Below are 15091 nucleotides of genomic sequence, written 5' to 3'. Positions count from 1 at the left end.
CCTACGGGGCGGCATCGTCTTTTGGGCCCGGTTTATCTCGCCGATAGCCGCGTTTCATTAAACTTCCCCCCCGCCCCGCCGATGTGTTGCGGTACCCACCAAGAGCTTTGCCGGTAGGCAGGCTCGCGGCTCCCATACCGCTTCGCGGAGGCACTGCATGTCCCTGGAAACTTCTGCTTCTGGCACCGACTCGATCACCGCGCCGCCGCTGGAGGCGCTGTGGCAGGCGGTCAACCGCTCCCAGGCCGTGATCGAGTTCGATCTCGACGGCCACGTGCTCGACGCCAATGCGCGCTTCCTCGAAGCCATGGGCTATCGCCGCGACGAGGTCATCGGCCAGCATCACCGCCTGTTCTGCGACGAGCGCCATGCCCAGAGCCGCGCCTATCAGGAGTTCTGGGGGCGCCTGGGGCGCGGCGAGTTCGTCAGCGGCGAGTTCAAGCGCCTCACCCGCCAAGGCGAAGAGATCTGGCTGCAGGCGACCTACAACCCGGTGCTCGATGGCGAGGGAAAGCCGCACAAGGTGATCAAGCTGGCCACGGACATTACCCTGCAGAAGCGCGCGGTCGCCGAGTACGAGGGCAAGGTCAAGGCGATGGATCGCGCCCAGGCGGTGATCGAGTTCGATCTCGACGGTCATGTGCTCACCGCCAACCAGCACTTTCTCGACACCGTGGGCTACAGCCTGGAGGAGATCGAGGGCCGTCACCACGCGCTGTTCTGCCAGCCGGAGTACGCCAAGAGCGACGACTACCGCCAGTTCTGGGCGCGCCTGCGCCAGGGCGAGTTCTACAGCGGCGAATTCCGCCGTCTCGACAAGCACGGTCGTGACATTTGGCTGCAGGCCACCTACAACCCGATTCTCGACGCCAGCGGCCGCCCCTACAAGGTGGTCAAGTTCGCCCACGACGTGACCGCCGAGCGCCAGCGCAACGCCGAGTTCAAGGGCCGGATCAACGCCATCGACCGCGCCCAGGCGGTGATCGAGTTCGATCTCAAGGGCAACATTCTCGCCGCCAACCAGAACTTCCTCGACACGCTGGGCTATCACGCCGACGAGATCGAGGGGCAGCATCACCGCATGTTCTGTGCGCCCGAGCATGTGGTCAGCCGCGAATATCGCGACTTCTGGCTGGCGCTGAGCCGCGGCGAGCTGTTCGATGGTCGCTTCATGCGACTGGGCAAGCATGGCCGCCGGGTCTGGATCCAGGCCACCTACAACCCGATCTTCGATGCCGACGGCAAACCCTACAAGGTGATCAAGTTCGCCACCGACATCACCGCCGAGGTCGAGCTGGAAGAACACATTCACGCCCAGACCGAGGCCATGAGCCAGTCGATCCACGCGCTCAATGCCTCCATCGCCTCGATCGCCGAGAACACCCAGCTGACCCGTTCGCTGGCCCGCGAAACCCAGCAGGAGGCCAACCGCGGCACCCAGTCGCTGCACGACTCGCGCGAGGCGATGGCGGCGATCCAGAAGTCGTCCGAGGATATCGATGCGATCGTCAAGGTGATCGGCGAGATCGCCTCCCAGACCAACCTGCTGGCGTTCAACGCCGCCATCGAGGCCGCCCGCGCCGGTGAGCACGGCCTGGGCTTCTCGGTGGTCGCCGACGAGGTGCGCAAGCTGGCCGAGAAGTCCGCCGACGCCACGCGCCAGATCAACCGCCTGCTGGGCGAGTCGCTCAAGCGCATCGACAGCGGCAATGCCGTGACCCAGCGCGCCACCGACTCCTTCGCGCGCATCGTCGAGGGCGTGGCCCAGACCACCGACTCGATCGAGGAGATCGCCACCACCGCCAGCGCCCAGCTCGAGACTGCCAACCGAGTCGACGGCGCGATCCGTGAACTGGCCAGGGCGACCCGCGGCGAGGAACGGGGGACGTCATGAGCACACACATCTTCGGCATCCTGCGCGTCGGGGCCGCTGATGTCGCCCTCGATGCCCACGTCCTGCGCGAGGTGGTGCGCCTGGAGCGCCTGCCGCCACCCCGCCCGCGAGCGCCGGCCTGGTCGCGGGGCACGCTGTCACTGCGCGGCCAGCCGCTGCCGCTGGTCGACCTGGCAAGTCTGCTGCAGCTCGATCATGAGATCCCGGCAGCGCCCACCGTCGATACCGACGACGAGGCGCCCGTGAACCAGCACCAGGGCGAGGGCCGTGACGGATCCCAGGCCAGCTTCGTCGCCGTGGTGGCGCATCGCGGTGCGCGGTTCGGACTGTGCGTGACCCAGATCGTCGACGTGATCGAGGTGCGGCCAAACCAGCAGCATGCGGTGAGCCAGGGCAACGGCTCCGCGCTGGCGCTGACGCCTTCGCTGATCGATCACCCGAGCCTGGCACACCCGGCTTACCGGCTCGACCTGGATGCGCTGTTCGCGCTGGAGGAGATGGTCGCGGTCACACCGTCGGCCGCGCAGCCCGGGCACCAATCGCCCGAGGCATCGACATCGCCGACAGTGACCAGTGACGCCACGCCAACGCTGATCACTGCCCGGCGCTGGCTGATCGTGGAGAGCGGCGGCCAGGCGCTGGCGCTGGATACCGCCATCGTCGGTGAGGTCGCCAACTGCCCCGAGATCGAACCGCCGCCGATCGAGCTCGACGCCTACCTCGGCAATGTCACGCTGCGCGGCGCGCGGCTGCCGCTGTTCGATCCCGGCGAGTTGATCGGCCGCGCGCCCCAACGGGCACGCCCCAGTTACATGGTGGTGCTCGATGGCCCCGAAGGGCGTCTGGCGCTGGCCCTGGAGCACGTCACCGCGCTCAGCGCCAACGGCACCCTATCACCGGCCGGCCCGGGCCAGGCGGCGGCGGTGGCCGGGCTGGTCGTCGGACCCTCGGGGCGCGATGCGCTGGCGCTCGATCACCGGGTGCTGCTGTCGGCGCTCAATCTGAGTGCGCTGGCGCGCCTGCATGCGCGGCTCGATGGCGCCCAGGCAGGCAGCGCAGCCGCCGAACACCACCCCCGGCGGCGCTTCGCGCTGGTGCGCTTCAGCTGTGCGGGCGACTACACTACCCTGCTCGATCAGCTCGACGCGGTCGATGCCGCCCCCACCGACTATCTCGCCAGCGGCGGCGACCCGCGCTTCGTCGGCGTCTGGCGCCGTCACGGGCGCAGCGTGGCCTTGGTCGACCTGCGTCGTCTGCTGGGCCGCGACGCCTCGCGCCCGCCCCAGCACGTGCTGATCGCCGATAGCGGCCAGGGGCTGATCGGATTCCTCACCGACGCGGTGCAGCGCATCGACTACATCGAGGCAGCCGAGGAGAGCCTGGTGGTGCGCTGGCGCGGCGACATCGACCCAGCGGCCCCGGCGATCGAACGCGCCAAGCGGCTGATCGCCCTCGGCAGCGGCGAGCGCCACCAGGTGATGGCCATGATCTGTCTGCAGGGACTGGCGATCGACCTGGCAGCGAGCAGCGCGGCGCCGGCGAACGCCGCCGAGCCCCTCTAGCCCGGCCCGCTTACGTCCGAACGGCCCGGCATGCGGGCCGCGGCTGCGCTATCGTCGCGGCCGTTGCGCGTTGCGTCTTCGGCGTGATCGTTGGCATCGCCACCGCTATCGCCGTGCTCACCTTCGCGGCTCGCGTCGGCGCCGGGCGCGGAGCGGTCGAGCGCCGCCTCGTCGGCATCCGCTCCGGCCTCCCGGGTCAGATGCTCGGGCAGCGCGCGCTTCATGCGCACACCGAGCTTCTCCAGCGCCAGCGCCTGACCGACCAGACTGCCCTGTCCGGTAGAGAGCCGCCCCATGGCCTGATCGTAGCTGCCCCGAGCACGCCCCAGATGACGCCCTACATCCTCAAGGCTCGAGACGAAGCCCTGGAACTTGTCGAGCAGCTTGCCGGCACGCTCGGCGATATGGCGCGCGTTTTCGTTCTGGCGCTCCAGATTCCACAGGCTCGCCACGGTACGCAGACTGGCCAGCAGCGTAGTCGGCGTGACCACCACGATGTCGCGCGAGAAAGCGTCCTGGAACAGGGTGTCGTCGAACTGGAAGGCGACCGCAAAGGCCGGCTCGATGGGCATGAACAGAAACACGAAATCCGGCGAGCGCAGCCCCGGCAGACGCGGGTAGTCGCGCCCCGCCAGGCCGTCGATGTGCGCGCGGATCGCCTGCACGTGGGCGCGCAGCGCCTGCTCGCGCTCGGCGTCTTCCTCGGCATTGACGTAGCGCACATAGGCGTTGAGCGAGACCTTGGCATCGACGATCAGATGCTTGTCGTCGGGCAGGTAGATCACCGCGTCGGGGCGCTGGCGGCCCTGCTCGCCTTCGATCGAGACTTCGCGGCGGTACTCGATGTCGCGGCGCAGCCCGGAGCGTTCGAGCACAGACTCCAGCATCACCTCGCCCCAGTTACCCTGCATCTTCTTGTCGCCCTTGAGTGCCCGGGTCAGGTTGGCGGCCTCTTCGGTGATCTGGCGGTTGAGGGTGGCGAGCTGGTCGATCTGCACCTTGAGCGTGGTGCGCTCGCGCACCTCCTGGCCATGGATCTCCTCGAGCCGCTGGCGAAACCCGCTGACCTGCTCGCGGAAGGGCTTGAGCAGCGCTTCGAGGCTGTCGCGGCTCTGGGCGCTGTAGGCGCGCTGGCGCTCATCGAAGATCCGCCCCGCCAACGCCTCGAACTCCTGCGCCAGGCGCGTCTTGGTCTGCTCCAGAAGCTCGAGGCGCTCGGCGTGCTGGCGCTGCTGCTGCTCGTTCAGGGTCTCGAGCCGGCCATAGCGCTCGCGCAGATCCGCCAGACGCGCATTGAGGCTCTCCACCTGCTGGTCGCGCTGGGCCAGCTGGCGCTTGAGTTCGGCTTCGCGCTCGCGCAGCTCGTCCTGCTGGGCATCACTCTGGGCCAGCTCCTGTTCCAGGCGTTGGCGCTGGCCCTCCACCTCGCGCAGCCGCGTGCCGAGCCCCTCTGCCCTGGCCCTTGCCCGGCGCCACTGCCATAGGGCGGACCCGCCGGCCAGCACCAGCAGGCCGACCAGCCCCCAGACGAGCACCAGCGTGTGCGTGTTCATCGCGCTCTCCCTCCGCTCATGCGTTCCATGACTTTACCGCCGCCCGCCAGGGCCGGCTTGCACTCTCGCCCTCATGTTCCACACTGAGGGGCGGGCAACACGTGGACCGGGATGGCCCACGTGCCCACACACTCCATGACACATCACGACCAGGAGGTCACGATGGCTCAGCAACTCAACGGTAAACGCGTCGCCATTCTCGCCGCCGACGGCTTCGAGGAGTCCGAACTTGCCTCGCCCCGCGCCGCACTGCAAGGCCAGGGCGTGGAAACGCACGTCATCACCCCGGACGGCAAGGGCATTCGCGCGTGGGCCGAGACCGAGTGGGGTGACACCTACGAGGCCGACAAGGCTCTCGATGCCGCCAACCCCAGCGACTACCACGCGCTGGTGCTGCCAGGCGGCCTGTTCAACCCGGACACCCTGCGCATCAACGACAAGGCGCTGGCCTTCGTCAAGGCGTTCTTCGAGGCCGGCAAGCCGGTCGCGGCGATCTGCCATGCGCCCTGGATCCTGATCAACGCCGGCGTGGTCGAGGGGCGCAAGCTCACCTCGGTGCCCTCGGTCGCGCAGGATCTGAAGAACGCCGGTGCCCACTGGGTGGACGAATCGGTGGTGGTCGACAGCGGCTTCGTCACCAGCCGCACACCGAAGGATCTCGACGCCTTCAACGCCAAGCTGCTCGAAGAGCTGGCCGAAGGCCGGCACAGCCAGCAGCACGCCTGAGCGTCATCCCGCATGAGACCGAACGCCCGCCGCCAGGCGGGCGTTTTCGTGTGCTTTGCGGGATCGCCCGAGGCTTCCCATACTCAAGGCACTCGATCCAGGAACCGCCAGCCCGTGACTCACTCCACCTCTTCGCGCCGCCTGCCGCGCCTGTTCGTCAGCAAGCTGGCCCACTTCGCCAAGAAACTGGTGCGCCTGTTCACGCGCCCGGTACGCCGCGACAGCGGCCGCGGCGGGGTCGTGGTGCACCCGTTCCGCGGCTACGGCTCGCAGCGCGAAGCCTTCATCATGGGGCGCGTGTTCCGCCAGCCGGGGCGCCTGCTGGCGTGGCAGGAGGGCGGCATGATGCAGGATCTGGTCGATATCACCCGCCGCGTGGTGCGCCGCGGCATCGCCGAGGCACAGGTCGACATCCGGCTCGGCACCACCCACGCCTCGGTGACCACCGACCGTGACGGCTACTTCTACGCGCATATCGAGATCACCCACAGCCTGCCCGGCGATGCGATCTGGCACACCGCCAAGCTGCAGGTGCTCTCCGAGGCGGATGCGATCAGCACCGAGACCGAAGTCTATATCCCGCCGACCAGCACCGACCTGATCGTGATCAGCGACATCGACGACACCGTGATGTACACCGGGGTCGCCAACAAGCTCAAGATGCTCTATCGGCTGTTCGTCGAGACAGCCGACCAGCGCACCGCCTTTCCCGGCGTCGCCGCGCTCTACCGTGCGCTCTACGGCGGTATCGAGGGCAACCGCAAGCGCCCCATGCTCTACGTCTCGCGCGGACCCTGGAGCATCTACGAAATGCTCGAAGCGTTCTTCAATCTGAACCGCATTCCGGTCGGGCCGATCCTGTTCCTGCGCGAGTGGGGCATGACCCTCAAGCGCCCCTGGCCGCGCAAGGCCGAGGAGCACAAGTCGGACGTGATCCGCAACATGCTGGCACTCTACGACGACCTGCCCTTCGTACTGATCGGCGACAGCGGCCAGCACGACCCGGAGGTCTATACCGAGATCGTCAAGGCGCACCCGGATCGGGTCCGCGCGATCTACATCCGCAAGGTGGACGACGACCCGGCGCGCGACGCCGCAATCGCCGCCCTGGCCGAGGAGCTGCGCCACGCCGGCTGCGAGCTGGTGCTCGCCCGCGACAGTGTGAGCATGGCCGAACACGCCCACGCCAAGGGGCTGATTTCGGAGGAAGGGTTGGATGCGGTACGCGCCGATACCCGCGCCCAGCAGCAGCGCGAGTGAGCCGCTGCGGCGGCGCGTTGACACCGCCGCCGAGTCGATTCGTCAGGCGTGGGGCGAGCAGGCCATCAGCGCATCGATGTCACCCGCGACGATGTCTTCCAGGTGTTGCGTGATCTTCTCGATGGGCCAGTCCCACCAGGCCAGCGCCTCGAGCCTGGCCACGTCTTCCGGCGCGAAGCGCTGCTTGATGGGTTTGGCCGGATTGCCGCCGACGATGGTATAGGCCGGCACATCGGATACCACCACGGCGCGCGAAGAAACGATGGCGCCATTGCCGATGGTCACGCCGGGCATGATCAATGCGTCGTAACCGATCCAGACATCGTTACCGATGACGGTGTCGCCCTTGAACGGCAGGTCACCCGCTTCCGGCATGACCTTTTCCCAGCCATGGCCAAAGATCTGGAAGGGATACGTGGAGATGCCCGAAAGCTTGTGATTGGCCCCATTCATGATGAATGTCGCACCGCGCGCGATGGCGCAGAACTTGCCGATGACCAGCTTGTCGCCGATGAACGGGAAGTGATAGAGGACGTTGCGCTCGAAATCCTCCGGCGCCTCAGGATCGTCGTAGTAGGTATAGTCGCCGACGACGATATTCGGATTCCGCACGGTATTCTTGATGAAACAAACCTGCGGAAACCCCTCCATGGGGTGCTTGGTGTCTGGATTCGGACCGTTCAAGGTTTCTCCAACGAGTTTTTCCAGCGCGTTTCCCCAACGCGCTTCCCCAACACCAGGGGAGCAATCGCAGTCTGCCGCGGGGCGTCGAGGCGCGCTGTCGTTGTCAGGCCGGCGTCATGGCGCCGCCGGCCCGAGGGCCTCTGCCCGGCAGCGGCTGATCAGGCCGCGCGGCCCGAGCCGATATCCGCCACCAGCGCCTTGAGCACCTGCCAGAACTCCTCGACCGAGGCGATCTCGGTGCGCTCGGTGGGTGAGTGGGCGCCCCGGATCACCGGGCCGAAGGAGATCATCTCCAGCTGCGGGTACTTGCTGCCGATGATGCCGCACTCGAGCCCGGCGTGGATCACCTTGACTGCCGGTTCCTGACCCAGCGTCTCCTGGTGCAGGCGCTTGAAGCGCGCCAGCAGCGCGCTGTCGGCGCTCGGCGTCCAGCCCGGGTAGCCGTTCTCGACCCGGGTGCGCGCACCGATCAGCCCGAACAGCGCGGTGAAGCGGTCGGCCAGATTTTGCGTGGCGCTATCGCGCAGCGAGCGCACCAGCGCGCAGAGGTGGAAACGCCCGTTCTCCAGCGTCACCACGCCGAGGTTGTTGGAGGTCTCGACCACGCCCGGCACTTCCACGCTCATGCGCTCGATGCCGTAGGGCGCGGCGTGCAGCGCCGCCACCAGCAGGTCGGTGGCGGTATCGGTCAGCGCCTCGGCGGCGTCGCAGGAGAGCTCGCCCGGCGAGAGCGTCAGGCTGACGCCGTCGTCGACGCCGGCCAGCTCGTCGCGGTAGAGCGCCTGTAGCTCGGCCAGGGTCGCTTCCAGTGCCGGCAGATGGCTCTCGTTGACCACGATGGTGGCGAAGGCTTCCCGCGGCAGGGCGTTGCGCAGGGTGCCGCCATGGTAGTCGACCAGACGGATGTCGTACGCCTCCAGCGCCCGCAACGCGCGCACCAGCAGCCGGTTGGCGTTGCCGCGCTCCTTGTGGATATCGACCCCGGAGTGGCCGCCGACCAGGCCGGTGAGCGCCAGACGCCGCATCACCTCTTCCTCGTCGCAGCCACGCATCGGCAGGTCGGCGTCGATCACCACGTCGGCGCCGCCGGCGCAGCCGATATAGACCTCGCCGCGATCCTCGGAGTCGAGGTTGAGCAGATAGCGCCCTTCGAGCCAGCCCTCCTCGAGGCCCAGCGCGCCCTTCATCGAGGTCTCTTCTTCCAGCGTGAACAGCGCCTCGATCGGCCCGTGGGCGATGTCGTCGGTTTCCAGGATCGCCAGCGCGGCGGCCACGCCGAGACCATTGTCGGCGCCCAGGGTGGTGCCGCGGGCGTGCAGCCAGCCATCTTCGACGTAGGCGTCGAGCGGGTCGTTGAGAAAGTCATGAGGGCGGTCGGCGTTGGCCTGGGTGACCATGTCCAGATGCCCCTGGAGGATGATCCCCGGGACCGACTCGCAGCCGGGCGTGGCCGGCTTGCGGATGCGCAGGTTACCGCTGCTGTCGCGATCGTGAGCGAGCCCTTGGGCATCGGCCCACTGCTCCAGCGTTGCCACCAGCCGGGCTTCGTGCCCCGAGGGCCGCGGCGTGTTGCACAGGGTACGGAAATGCCGCCAGACGGGTTCGGGAGAGAGCGTTAACAGATGATCGTTCATGTCGATTCCGGCCTCGCCGACACCCGCAGGCGGCGGCAGGCTTGCAACGGTGATGGAAGAGAAAGGCCCGGCCCGCAGCGCGGCGGGCGGCCTGTTTCAGTGTGCCAACACCTTACTCGCCCGGCGCCGGCTTGACCATATCGCCGCCTTCACCGGCCGCCGCGAGCAGGCCGCGGGCAAGCGCCCGGGCGCGCGCCTGGCGCCCACGCCGGCCATCGTCAGAGAGGCGTTCGTCATGGCCCTGGAACAGCGCCGCCACCGCGGTGGCAATGGCTGCCGGCGTGCCCAGCGCGGCGGCGACATCACTGTCCTGCACGCTTTCCTTCGGGGTATCCGCCAGCGCCGACTCACCACCCGGGGCAGGCTGGTGACGCCACCAGTCGAGCCACGCCTGACGCAGCCAGGGCCGCACCAGGGCCAGCTCGCCCCCACCCTCCGCGAACCAGGCCAGCCGCGCCCTGAGGGCGTTGGAGGCCGGCCCGGGCTCGCCTTCCCAGAGCAGTGACGCCGCCACCTCGGGGTCGAGATCCCGTGCCGCCTGGCTGAGCAGATCAGGCAGCAGCAGACGGAAATCCGCCGCCATGGCGGCCAGCGTATCCCGCGCCGCAGGCGTCAGCCCCCGCCCCAGCATCAGCGCCGGCTCGCCGCTGGCCGCCTCGCGGGTCAACCCCAGGCGCAGAGTCACGAATCCGGCGCGGCGCCAAAAGGCGATCAGCCCCGGCTCGGCGCCGAAGCTCACACCGAGGCGCTCGATGCCTGCCGCCGTGGCAGCTTCTTCCACCGCGGCGAGCAGCTGGCTGCCCACCCCGCGGCGGCGCAAGGCCGGATGCACGGCGATACGCATGAGCCGCCACCAGCGCGCGCGCGCGGCATCGAGATAGCCGCCATGAAAGGCCAGCGACTGCGCCATCAGGTGCCCTCGCGGGCGGCGTCTGCCGTGGTGGATCTCCGCGGCCAGGGCAGCATCGAAGCCCCCCTCCGGCTGGACTACGGCGATCGCCACCAGCGCCTCGCCCAGCATGACGGCCGGTAGCGCGACCTCGGGGCCGTCGAGCAGATGGCGCAGATCGCTGGGTGCGGTGCGATAGTGGGCCTGTACCAGCAGCCCGAACGCCTGGGTCAGCAGCGTGGCATTCGCCGCCAGCGCCTCGCGGTCGAGCCAGACCACGCGCGGTGCGTGATGCTCGGCGCTGGCCGCCACCGTCTCGGCGCTCGCCGCCTCGGCATCGAGACACAGCAGATCCCGGGTCAACGCCTCCAGCGGGTCGCCCGCGGCCCAGCGCACCGGCTCGCTCAGGCGCAGCCGCCGCCAGCCCGGCGTCAACTGGTCGAGACGCTCGCGCAGGCGCACCTCGAAGCCGCGCCCGGTGCCTTCGTAGCCGTGCACCGTGGTGGCGAAGGCGAGCCGCGGAAAGCGTTCCAGCCAGCGGATCAGGCGGGCAGCGGGGATCGCCGCCGCTTCGTCCACCAGCAGGGTCGGCGGCGCGTGCGGGTCGATGTCGGTATCATCGAGCGCGGGCAGCACCCGCTCCGGCGGCAGCCAGGTGACCTGCGCCGGCTGCCCCGCCAGGGTCAGGGTGAAGCCGGTCTCGTCCAGGCGCCCCTCGGGCAGCAGCGCTGCGAGGCGCGCGAACAGCGGCGCCACCGCCTCGCGGGTGGACGCGCTCACCCACAGCTGCCGCTCGCCCTGCTGCAGCCGGCGTGCCGCGGCGATCCCCAGGGCGGCGCTCTTGCCGCGTCCGCGATCGGCGACCAGCACCAGCGGCCGGCGCCGACGCAGCCGGGTCAGCCGCGCCACCGCCTCGGCCTGGTCGGCGGTGAGACAGTCGGCGTCCCTGCTCGTCGGTGTCGGTGACGATGTCGGTATCGATATCGGTGTCTGCGCCTGTACCGGGTTGCCCGCCGATAGCCTCGACGCACCGGCCCGTGGTAGTGGCGCTTCGGGCGTCCACACCGCCATTGATTCTGCGGCCATCAGCTCACGCGCCACCCGGCGCAGATAGCGCGCCTCCAGGGTCTGTGCCGCGTGGGGCCACTGGGTCAGGCGACGGTAGTCGGCGTCCCCCCGCCACGGGCCCGCCTCGGGGGTGAGCCAGTGTGCCGGGGTCAGTAGCACCAGCCAGCCCCCGGCGAGGACGGTGCCGCTGAGCGCACCGAAGGCGTCGGGGTCGAAACCGCCCTGGGGCGAGACGGCATCGATGACCACCAGGTCGTGCTCCTGGCCCAGCCGCGAGCGCGCCTTGGCCGCCGCGAGCCGGGGGATGTCGGGTGCGCTCTCGTTGACCGGGCCGAGCCACAGCGGCGCGCGCCAATCGCCGGCGGCGATCCACTCGCTGGCTCGCGCCAGCGCCGTATCAGGGTCGGCGGCGATCCACAGCACCCCGCGCACCCGGCGGGCACGCAGCGCCTCACACTGCTCACGCAGCCACTCGGCCAGCGGGCTCACGTTTTTCTCCAAAGAGGTCGCCTAGCCAAAGAGATCGCCGAGATCGGGTTTGAGCGTGGGGCAGAAGCGCGCCAGCACCAACGCCAGGGCCACACCGCCCAGGGTCAGCAGCACCGGCAGCCAGCTGAAGGCCACGCCGGAGGAGACATAGAGGTAGAGAAAGAACAGCGACATCACGCCGCCGCCGAGCAAACGCCCGGCACGCACGCCGGCCAGATAGACGCTGACCAGCACACCGAGACAGGGGATCAGCACGCTGCACAGGTTGATCACGAACTCGCGTCCGGACGCGGCGACGCCGGGCAGCAGCAGGCGCGCGGCCAGCTCCCATACCACCAGATAGATCAACACCGGCGCGGCGAAGGCGCCGATCAGGCGCGACACGGTACGAACGGGCTCGTCGGCGCCCGGCTTGGGCGGTTGCGGGGTCTGCATCATCGGCTTCCAGAACGGGTTGGCAAAGGCGGCGCGGCCGTCGCGGTCACGCCACCGACAGGACTGGCGCTATTGAAGCATCCACGCCGCGCGCCTGCATCTCCCCCCGCCTCAGTGCTCGATGCGCTTGAGCAGCAGCACCAGCGGCACGCTGATCAGGTAGAGACAGCCCATCCACAGGAAGATGTCGTTGTAGGCGAGGACCTGGGTCTGCACGCCGATCCGCTGGCCGAGCATCGCCACGGCGCTGTGGTAGGGATCGGCGACATGCCCCATCAGCAGCGACTGATAGTTGGCGATCTGCTGCTGGACCACGAGCCGCCCCTGGTCGAGCGCCGGGATCAACTGGTTCCAGTGGTAGTCCTCACGCCAGTCGCGCACGGTATCGAGCATGGCGAGCCCGACCGCACCGCCCAGGTTGCGCATCACACTGAACAACCCCGCGGCGTTGCCCAGCTCCGCCGGCCCCAGGGTGCCCAGGGCGATACGCGAAGCGGGGATGATGCACATGATCATGCCGGTACCGCGCACGATCTGCGGCCAGAAGAACTGCCAGAAGCCCGACTCGCTGGTGAGATTCGAGTTCATCGCGGTGCCGATGCCCACCAGCAGCAGGCCGAAGAAGAGCAGCACGCGCAGATCGACCGAGTTGGTCAGCCGCCCCACCACGGGTGCGGTGAAGAACATTGCCACCCCGGTGACGAACATCACCTCACCGATCTGCAGGCTCGAGTAGCCGCGCACGCCGCCCAGAAACAGCGGCATCAGGTAGACCAGCCCGTACATGGCGATGCCGACGACGAACACCAGCCCGGTGCCGACCGAGAAGTTGAGATTCTTGAACGCACGCAGATCGACGATCGGGTGCTCGCAGGTGAGCACGCGCCAGAAGAAGCCGATGCAGGAGGCCACGCAGAGCAGCGTCATCCACACGATCAGCTCGCTCGAGAACCAGTCATCGCCGGGGCCCTCCTCGAGCACGAACTCGAGGCTGCCGAGAAACAGCGCGATCAGGATCAACCCGGTGAAGTCGAGCCGCTTGGCAACGCTGGCATCGCCTTCGTCGACGTCGAGGAAACGCCACACCGCCAGCGTCACGAAGATGCCGGGGATCACGTTGACCAGAAACAGCCAGTGCCAGCTGAAGATCTCGGTGAGATAGCCGCCCACGGTGGGGCCGATCGACGGCGCCAGCGTCACCACCATGCCGATGATGCCCTGCACCGTACCCATCGCGCGACGCGGGAACAGCGAAAAGCTGACCGCCTGGGTCAGCGGGATCATCGCCCCGCCCATGAAGCCCTGGATCGCACGCAGCACGATCAGCTGATCGATGCTGGTGGCCAGCGCACAGCCGAGGCTGGCCAGGGTGAAACCGGCGCACGAGATGACGAAGGCGACCCGGGTCGAGAGCCAGCGCATCAGCACCCCGGAAAGCGGGATCATGATGATCTCGGCAATCAGGTAGGAGGTCTGGATCCACGAGATCTCGTCGCTGGAGGCGGATACGCCGGCCTGGATCTCGTTGAGCGAGCTGGCCACGATCTGGATATCGAGGATCGCCATGAACATCCCGAACACCGCCGCGACGAAACCGAAGCGGTGGTGCCAGGAGGGCATCTCCTGCGGGCCGCCGTTGGCGGGCGGCGCGACCTCACTCATGCCGCGTCACTCCTCACGGGGCGCTGTCTTCGAGCGCGGGGCCGGGATCGAAGTAGATTGCCTGGCCGTCGACCTGACGCGTGTCCACCGAGGGCACCACCGAGAGCCCCGCCTGCAGCCGCCACAGCTGATCCTTGGGGCCGGTGATACGGATCTTGACCGGCACCCGCTGCACGATCTTGTTGAAGTTGCCGGTGGCGTTGTCCTGCGGCAGCAGGCTGAACTGGGTGCCAGTGGCCGGGGCCACGCTGTCGACCTTGCCGGTGTAGGCGATATCCGGGTAGGCGTCGACCTCCAGAGAGACCGGCTGCCCCACGCGCATGCGCTCGATATCGGTCTCCTTGAAATTGGCCACCACGTAAGCGCTGGAGACCGGCACCAGCTGCATCAGAGTCAGCGACGGCTGGGCCAGGTCGCCGGCCTCCACCGTGCGGTTGCCGACCACGCCGGTGCGCGGGGCGACGATGCGAGTCTTGGCGAGCTGGTTCTGGTAGTAGTCGATATCGGCCTGGGCGGCATCGCGCTGGGCCTGGGCGCTCTCCACCGCGGCCTGATCGGCGCTCAGCCGGCGCTTGGCCGACTCGACGCTGGCCCGGCGCGCGGCCAGCGTGGCCTGGGCCACGCGCAGCGAGGCGCGGTCGTCGTCGAGCTGCTGACGCGAGGCGTAGTTCTTCGACGCCAGCGACTGCGAGCGTTCGAGATGCTGGCGCGCCTGGGCGACGTCGGATTCCGCCGCGCTCACCTGCGCCTGGGCTTCGTCGATGCTGGCGCGGTCGAGTTCGATCTGGCGCTGGGCCTGGGTCACACCGGCGGCGTTGACCGCGAGCTGAGCCTGGGCCTGGGCCAGCTGGCTGCGGGTGTCGCGATCATCGAGCTGGACCAGCAGCTGGCCCGCCTCGACGCGCTGGTTGTCGGTCACCGCCACCCGCGCCACCTTGGCCGTGAGTTCGGCGCGCACCGCCACGCTGTCGGTGTGTACGTAGGCGTTGTCGGTGCCGACAAAGAAGCGGCCGGTGTGCCACCAGTGCCACGCGAACACCAGCGCGGCCACCGCCACTACCAGGACCGCCGCCGCCGTATAGAGCTTTTTCTTGATCTTCATGCGTTGATCTTCATGCCTTTGACTGGGTGCAGGAGACACGGATAGTTGCCGGAGACACAGGCGCAATCGAGCCTTGTGACGGCACTCGCGCCTTGTGACGACGCTGCTACACCCGCCACTACGCCGCGCCGCT

General features: G+C 68.6%; 11 protein-coding genes. 4 read left to right on the top strand and 7 right to left on the bottom strand.

The window, feature by feature from the left end:
• The first annotated feature begins 157 nt into the window (after window positions 1-157).
• Window positions 158-1894 carry a PAS domain-containing methyl-accepting chemotaxis protein gene (locus ABV408_RS03020; protein WP_353980999.1) on the top strand — a complete coding sequence of 579 codons (1737 nt, stop codon included), beginning with the start codon at window positions 158-160 and terminating at the stop codon, window positions 1892-1894.
• On the top strand, window positions 1891-3456 hold the full coding sequence (locus tag ABV408_RS03015) for a chemotaxis protein CheW (protein ID WP_353980998.1): 1566 nt from the start codon (window positions 1891-1893) through the stop codon (window positions 3454-3456). The genes ABV408_RS03020 and ABV408_RS03015 overlap by 4 nt, the downstream gene beginning before the upstream one ends.
• Here ABV408_RS03015 and rmuC read toward each other — a convergent pair.
• Complete coding sequence (gene rmuC / locus ABV408_RS03010; RefSeq protein ID WP_353980997.1) at window positions 3453-5009, bottom strand: DNA recombination protein RmuC; 1557 nt, start codon at window positions 5007-5009, stop codon at window positions 3453-3455. The genes ABV408_RS03015 and rmuC overlap by 4 nt on opposite strands.
• Window positions 5010-5171: 162 nt before the next feature.
• On the opposite strand from rmuC, the gene ABV408_RS03005 reads away from it, so the two are divergent.
• Window positions 5172-5735 (top strand): type 1 glutamine amidotransferase domain-containing protein, encoded by a 564-nt coding sequence (locus ABV408_RS03005; RefSeq protein ID WP_106418683.1) that lies wholly within the window; start codon window positions 5172-5174, stop codon window positions 5733-5735.
• Window positions 5736-5849: 114 nt separating this feature from the next.
• Window positions 5850-6995, top strand: coding sequence for a phosphatase domain-containing protein (locus ABV408_RS03000; RefSeq protein WP_353980996.1), 1146 nt, complete (start codon window positions 5850-5852; stop codon window positions 6993-6995).
• Between the two features lie 42 nt (window positions 6996-7037).
• Here the strand turns inward: ABV408_RS03000 and ABV408_RS02995 are convergent, their stop codons facing one another.
• From ABV408_RS02995 to ABV408_RS02970, 6 genes are all read right to left on the bottom strand, one after another.
• Window positions 7038-7646, bottom strand: coding sequence for a Vat family streptogramin A O-acetyltransferase (locus ABV408_RS02995; protein WP_405049936.1), 609 nt, complete (start codon window positions 7644-7646; stop codon window positions 7038-7040).
• 191 nt (window positions 7647-7837) lie between these two features.
• Complete coding sequence (locus ABV408_RS02990) at window positions 7838-9313, bottom strand: aminoacyl-histidine dipeptidase (protein WP_353980994.1); 1476 nt, start codon at window positions 9311-9313, stop codon at window positions 7838-7840.
• 112 nt (window positions 9314-9425) lie between these two features.
• Window positions 9426-11759 (bottom strand): GNAT family N-acetyltransferase, encoded by a 2334-nt coding sequence (locus ABV408_RS02985; protein WP_353980993.1) that lies wholly within the window; start codon window positions 11757-11759, stop codon window positions 9426-9428.
• A gap of 21 nt (window positions 11760-11780) precedes the next feature.
• Window positions 11781-12194, bottom strand: coding sequence for a hypothetical protein (locus ABV408_RS02980; protein ID WP_106418687.1), 414 nt, complete (start codon window positions 12192-12194; stop codon window positions 11781-11783).
• 111 nt (window positions 12195-12305) lie between these two features.
• Window positions 12306-13856: a DHA2 family efflux MFS transporter permease subunit gene (locus tag ABV408_RS02975; protein ID WP_353980992.1), complete on the bottom strand. Its 1551-nt coding sequence runs from the start codon at window positions 13854-13856 to the stop codon at window positions 12306-12308.
• Window positions 13857-13869: 13 nt separating this feature from the next.
• Entirely contained in the window at window positions 13870-14958 is a 1089-nt protein-coding gene (locus ABV408_RS02970; RefSeq protein ID WP_353980991.1) for an HlyD family secretion protein, read from the bottom strand.
• Window positions 14959-15091 lie beyond the last annotated feature (133 nt).

The organism is Salinicola endophyticus (genome assembly GCF_040536835.1).
Classification (GTDB): Bacteria; Pseudomonadota; Gammaproteobacteria; order Pseudomonadales; family Halomonadaceae; genus Salinicola; species Salinicola endophyticus_A.
The sequence above is the reverse complement of the archived record's forward strand: the minus strand, read 5'-3'. Positions and strand labels throughout refer to the sequence as shown.

Excerpts from the sequence above, each read along its gene's own strand:
- ABV408_RS03020 (WP_353980999.1), top strand. The coding sequence starts at position 158 with ATGTCCCTGGAAACTTCTGCTTCTGGCACCGACTCGATCACCGCGCCG.
- ABV408_RS03015 (WP_353980998.1), top strand. The coding sequence starts at position 1,891 with ATGAGCACACACATCTTCGGCATCCTGCGCGTCGGGGCCGCTGATGTC.
- rmuC (WP_353980997.1), bottom strand. The coding sequence starts at position 5,009 with ATGAACACGCACACGCTGGTGCTCGTCTGGGGGCTGGTCGGCCTGCTG.
- ABV408_RS03005 (WP_106418683.1), top strand. The coding sequence starts at position 5,172 with ATGGCTCAGCAACTCAACGGTAAACGCGTCGCCATTCTCGCCGCCGAC.
- ABV408_RS02995 (WP_405049936.1), bottom strand. The coding sequence starts at position 7,646 with ATGGAGGGGTTTCCGCAGGTTTGTTTCATCAAGAATACCGTGCGGAAT.
- ABV408_RS02990 (WP_353980994.1), bottom strand. The coding sequence starts at position 9,313 with ATGAACGATCATCTGTTAACGCTCTCTCCCGAACCCGTCTGGCGGCAT.
- ABV408_RS02980 (WP_106418687.1), bottom strand. The coding sequence starts at position 12,194 with ATGCAGACCCCGCAACCGCCCAAGCCGGGCGCCGACGAGCCCGTTCGT.
- ABV408_RS02975 (WP_353980992.1), bottom strand. The coding sequence starts at position 13,856 with ATGAGTGAGGTCGCGCCGCCCGCCAACGGCGGCCCGCAGGAGATGCCC.
- ABV408_RS02970 (WP_353980991.1), bottom strand. The coding sequence starts at position 14,958 with ATGAAGATCAAGAAAAAGCTCTATACGGCGGCGGCGGTCCTGGTAGTG.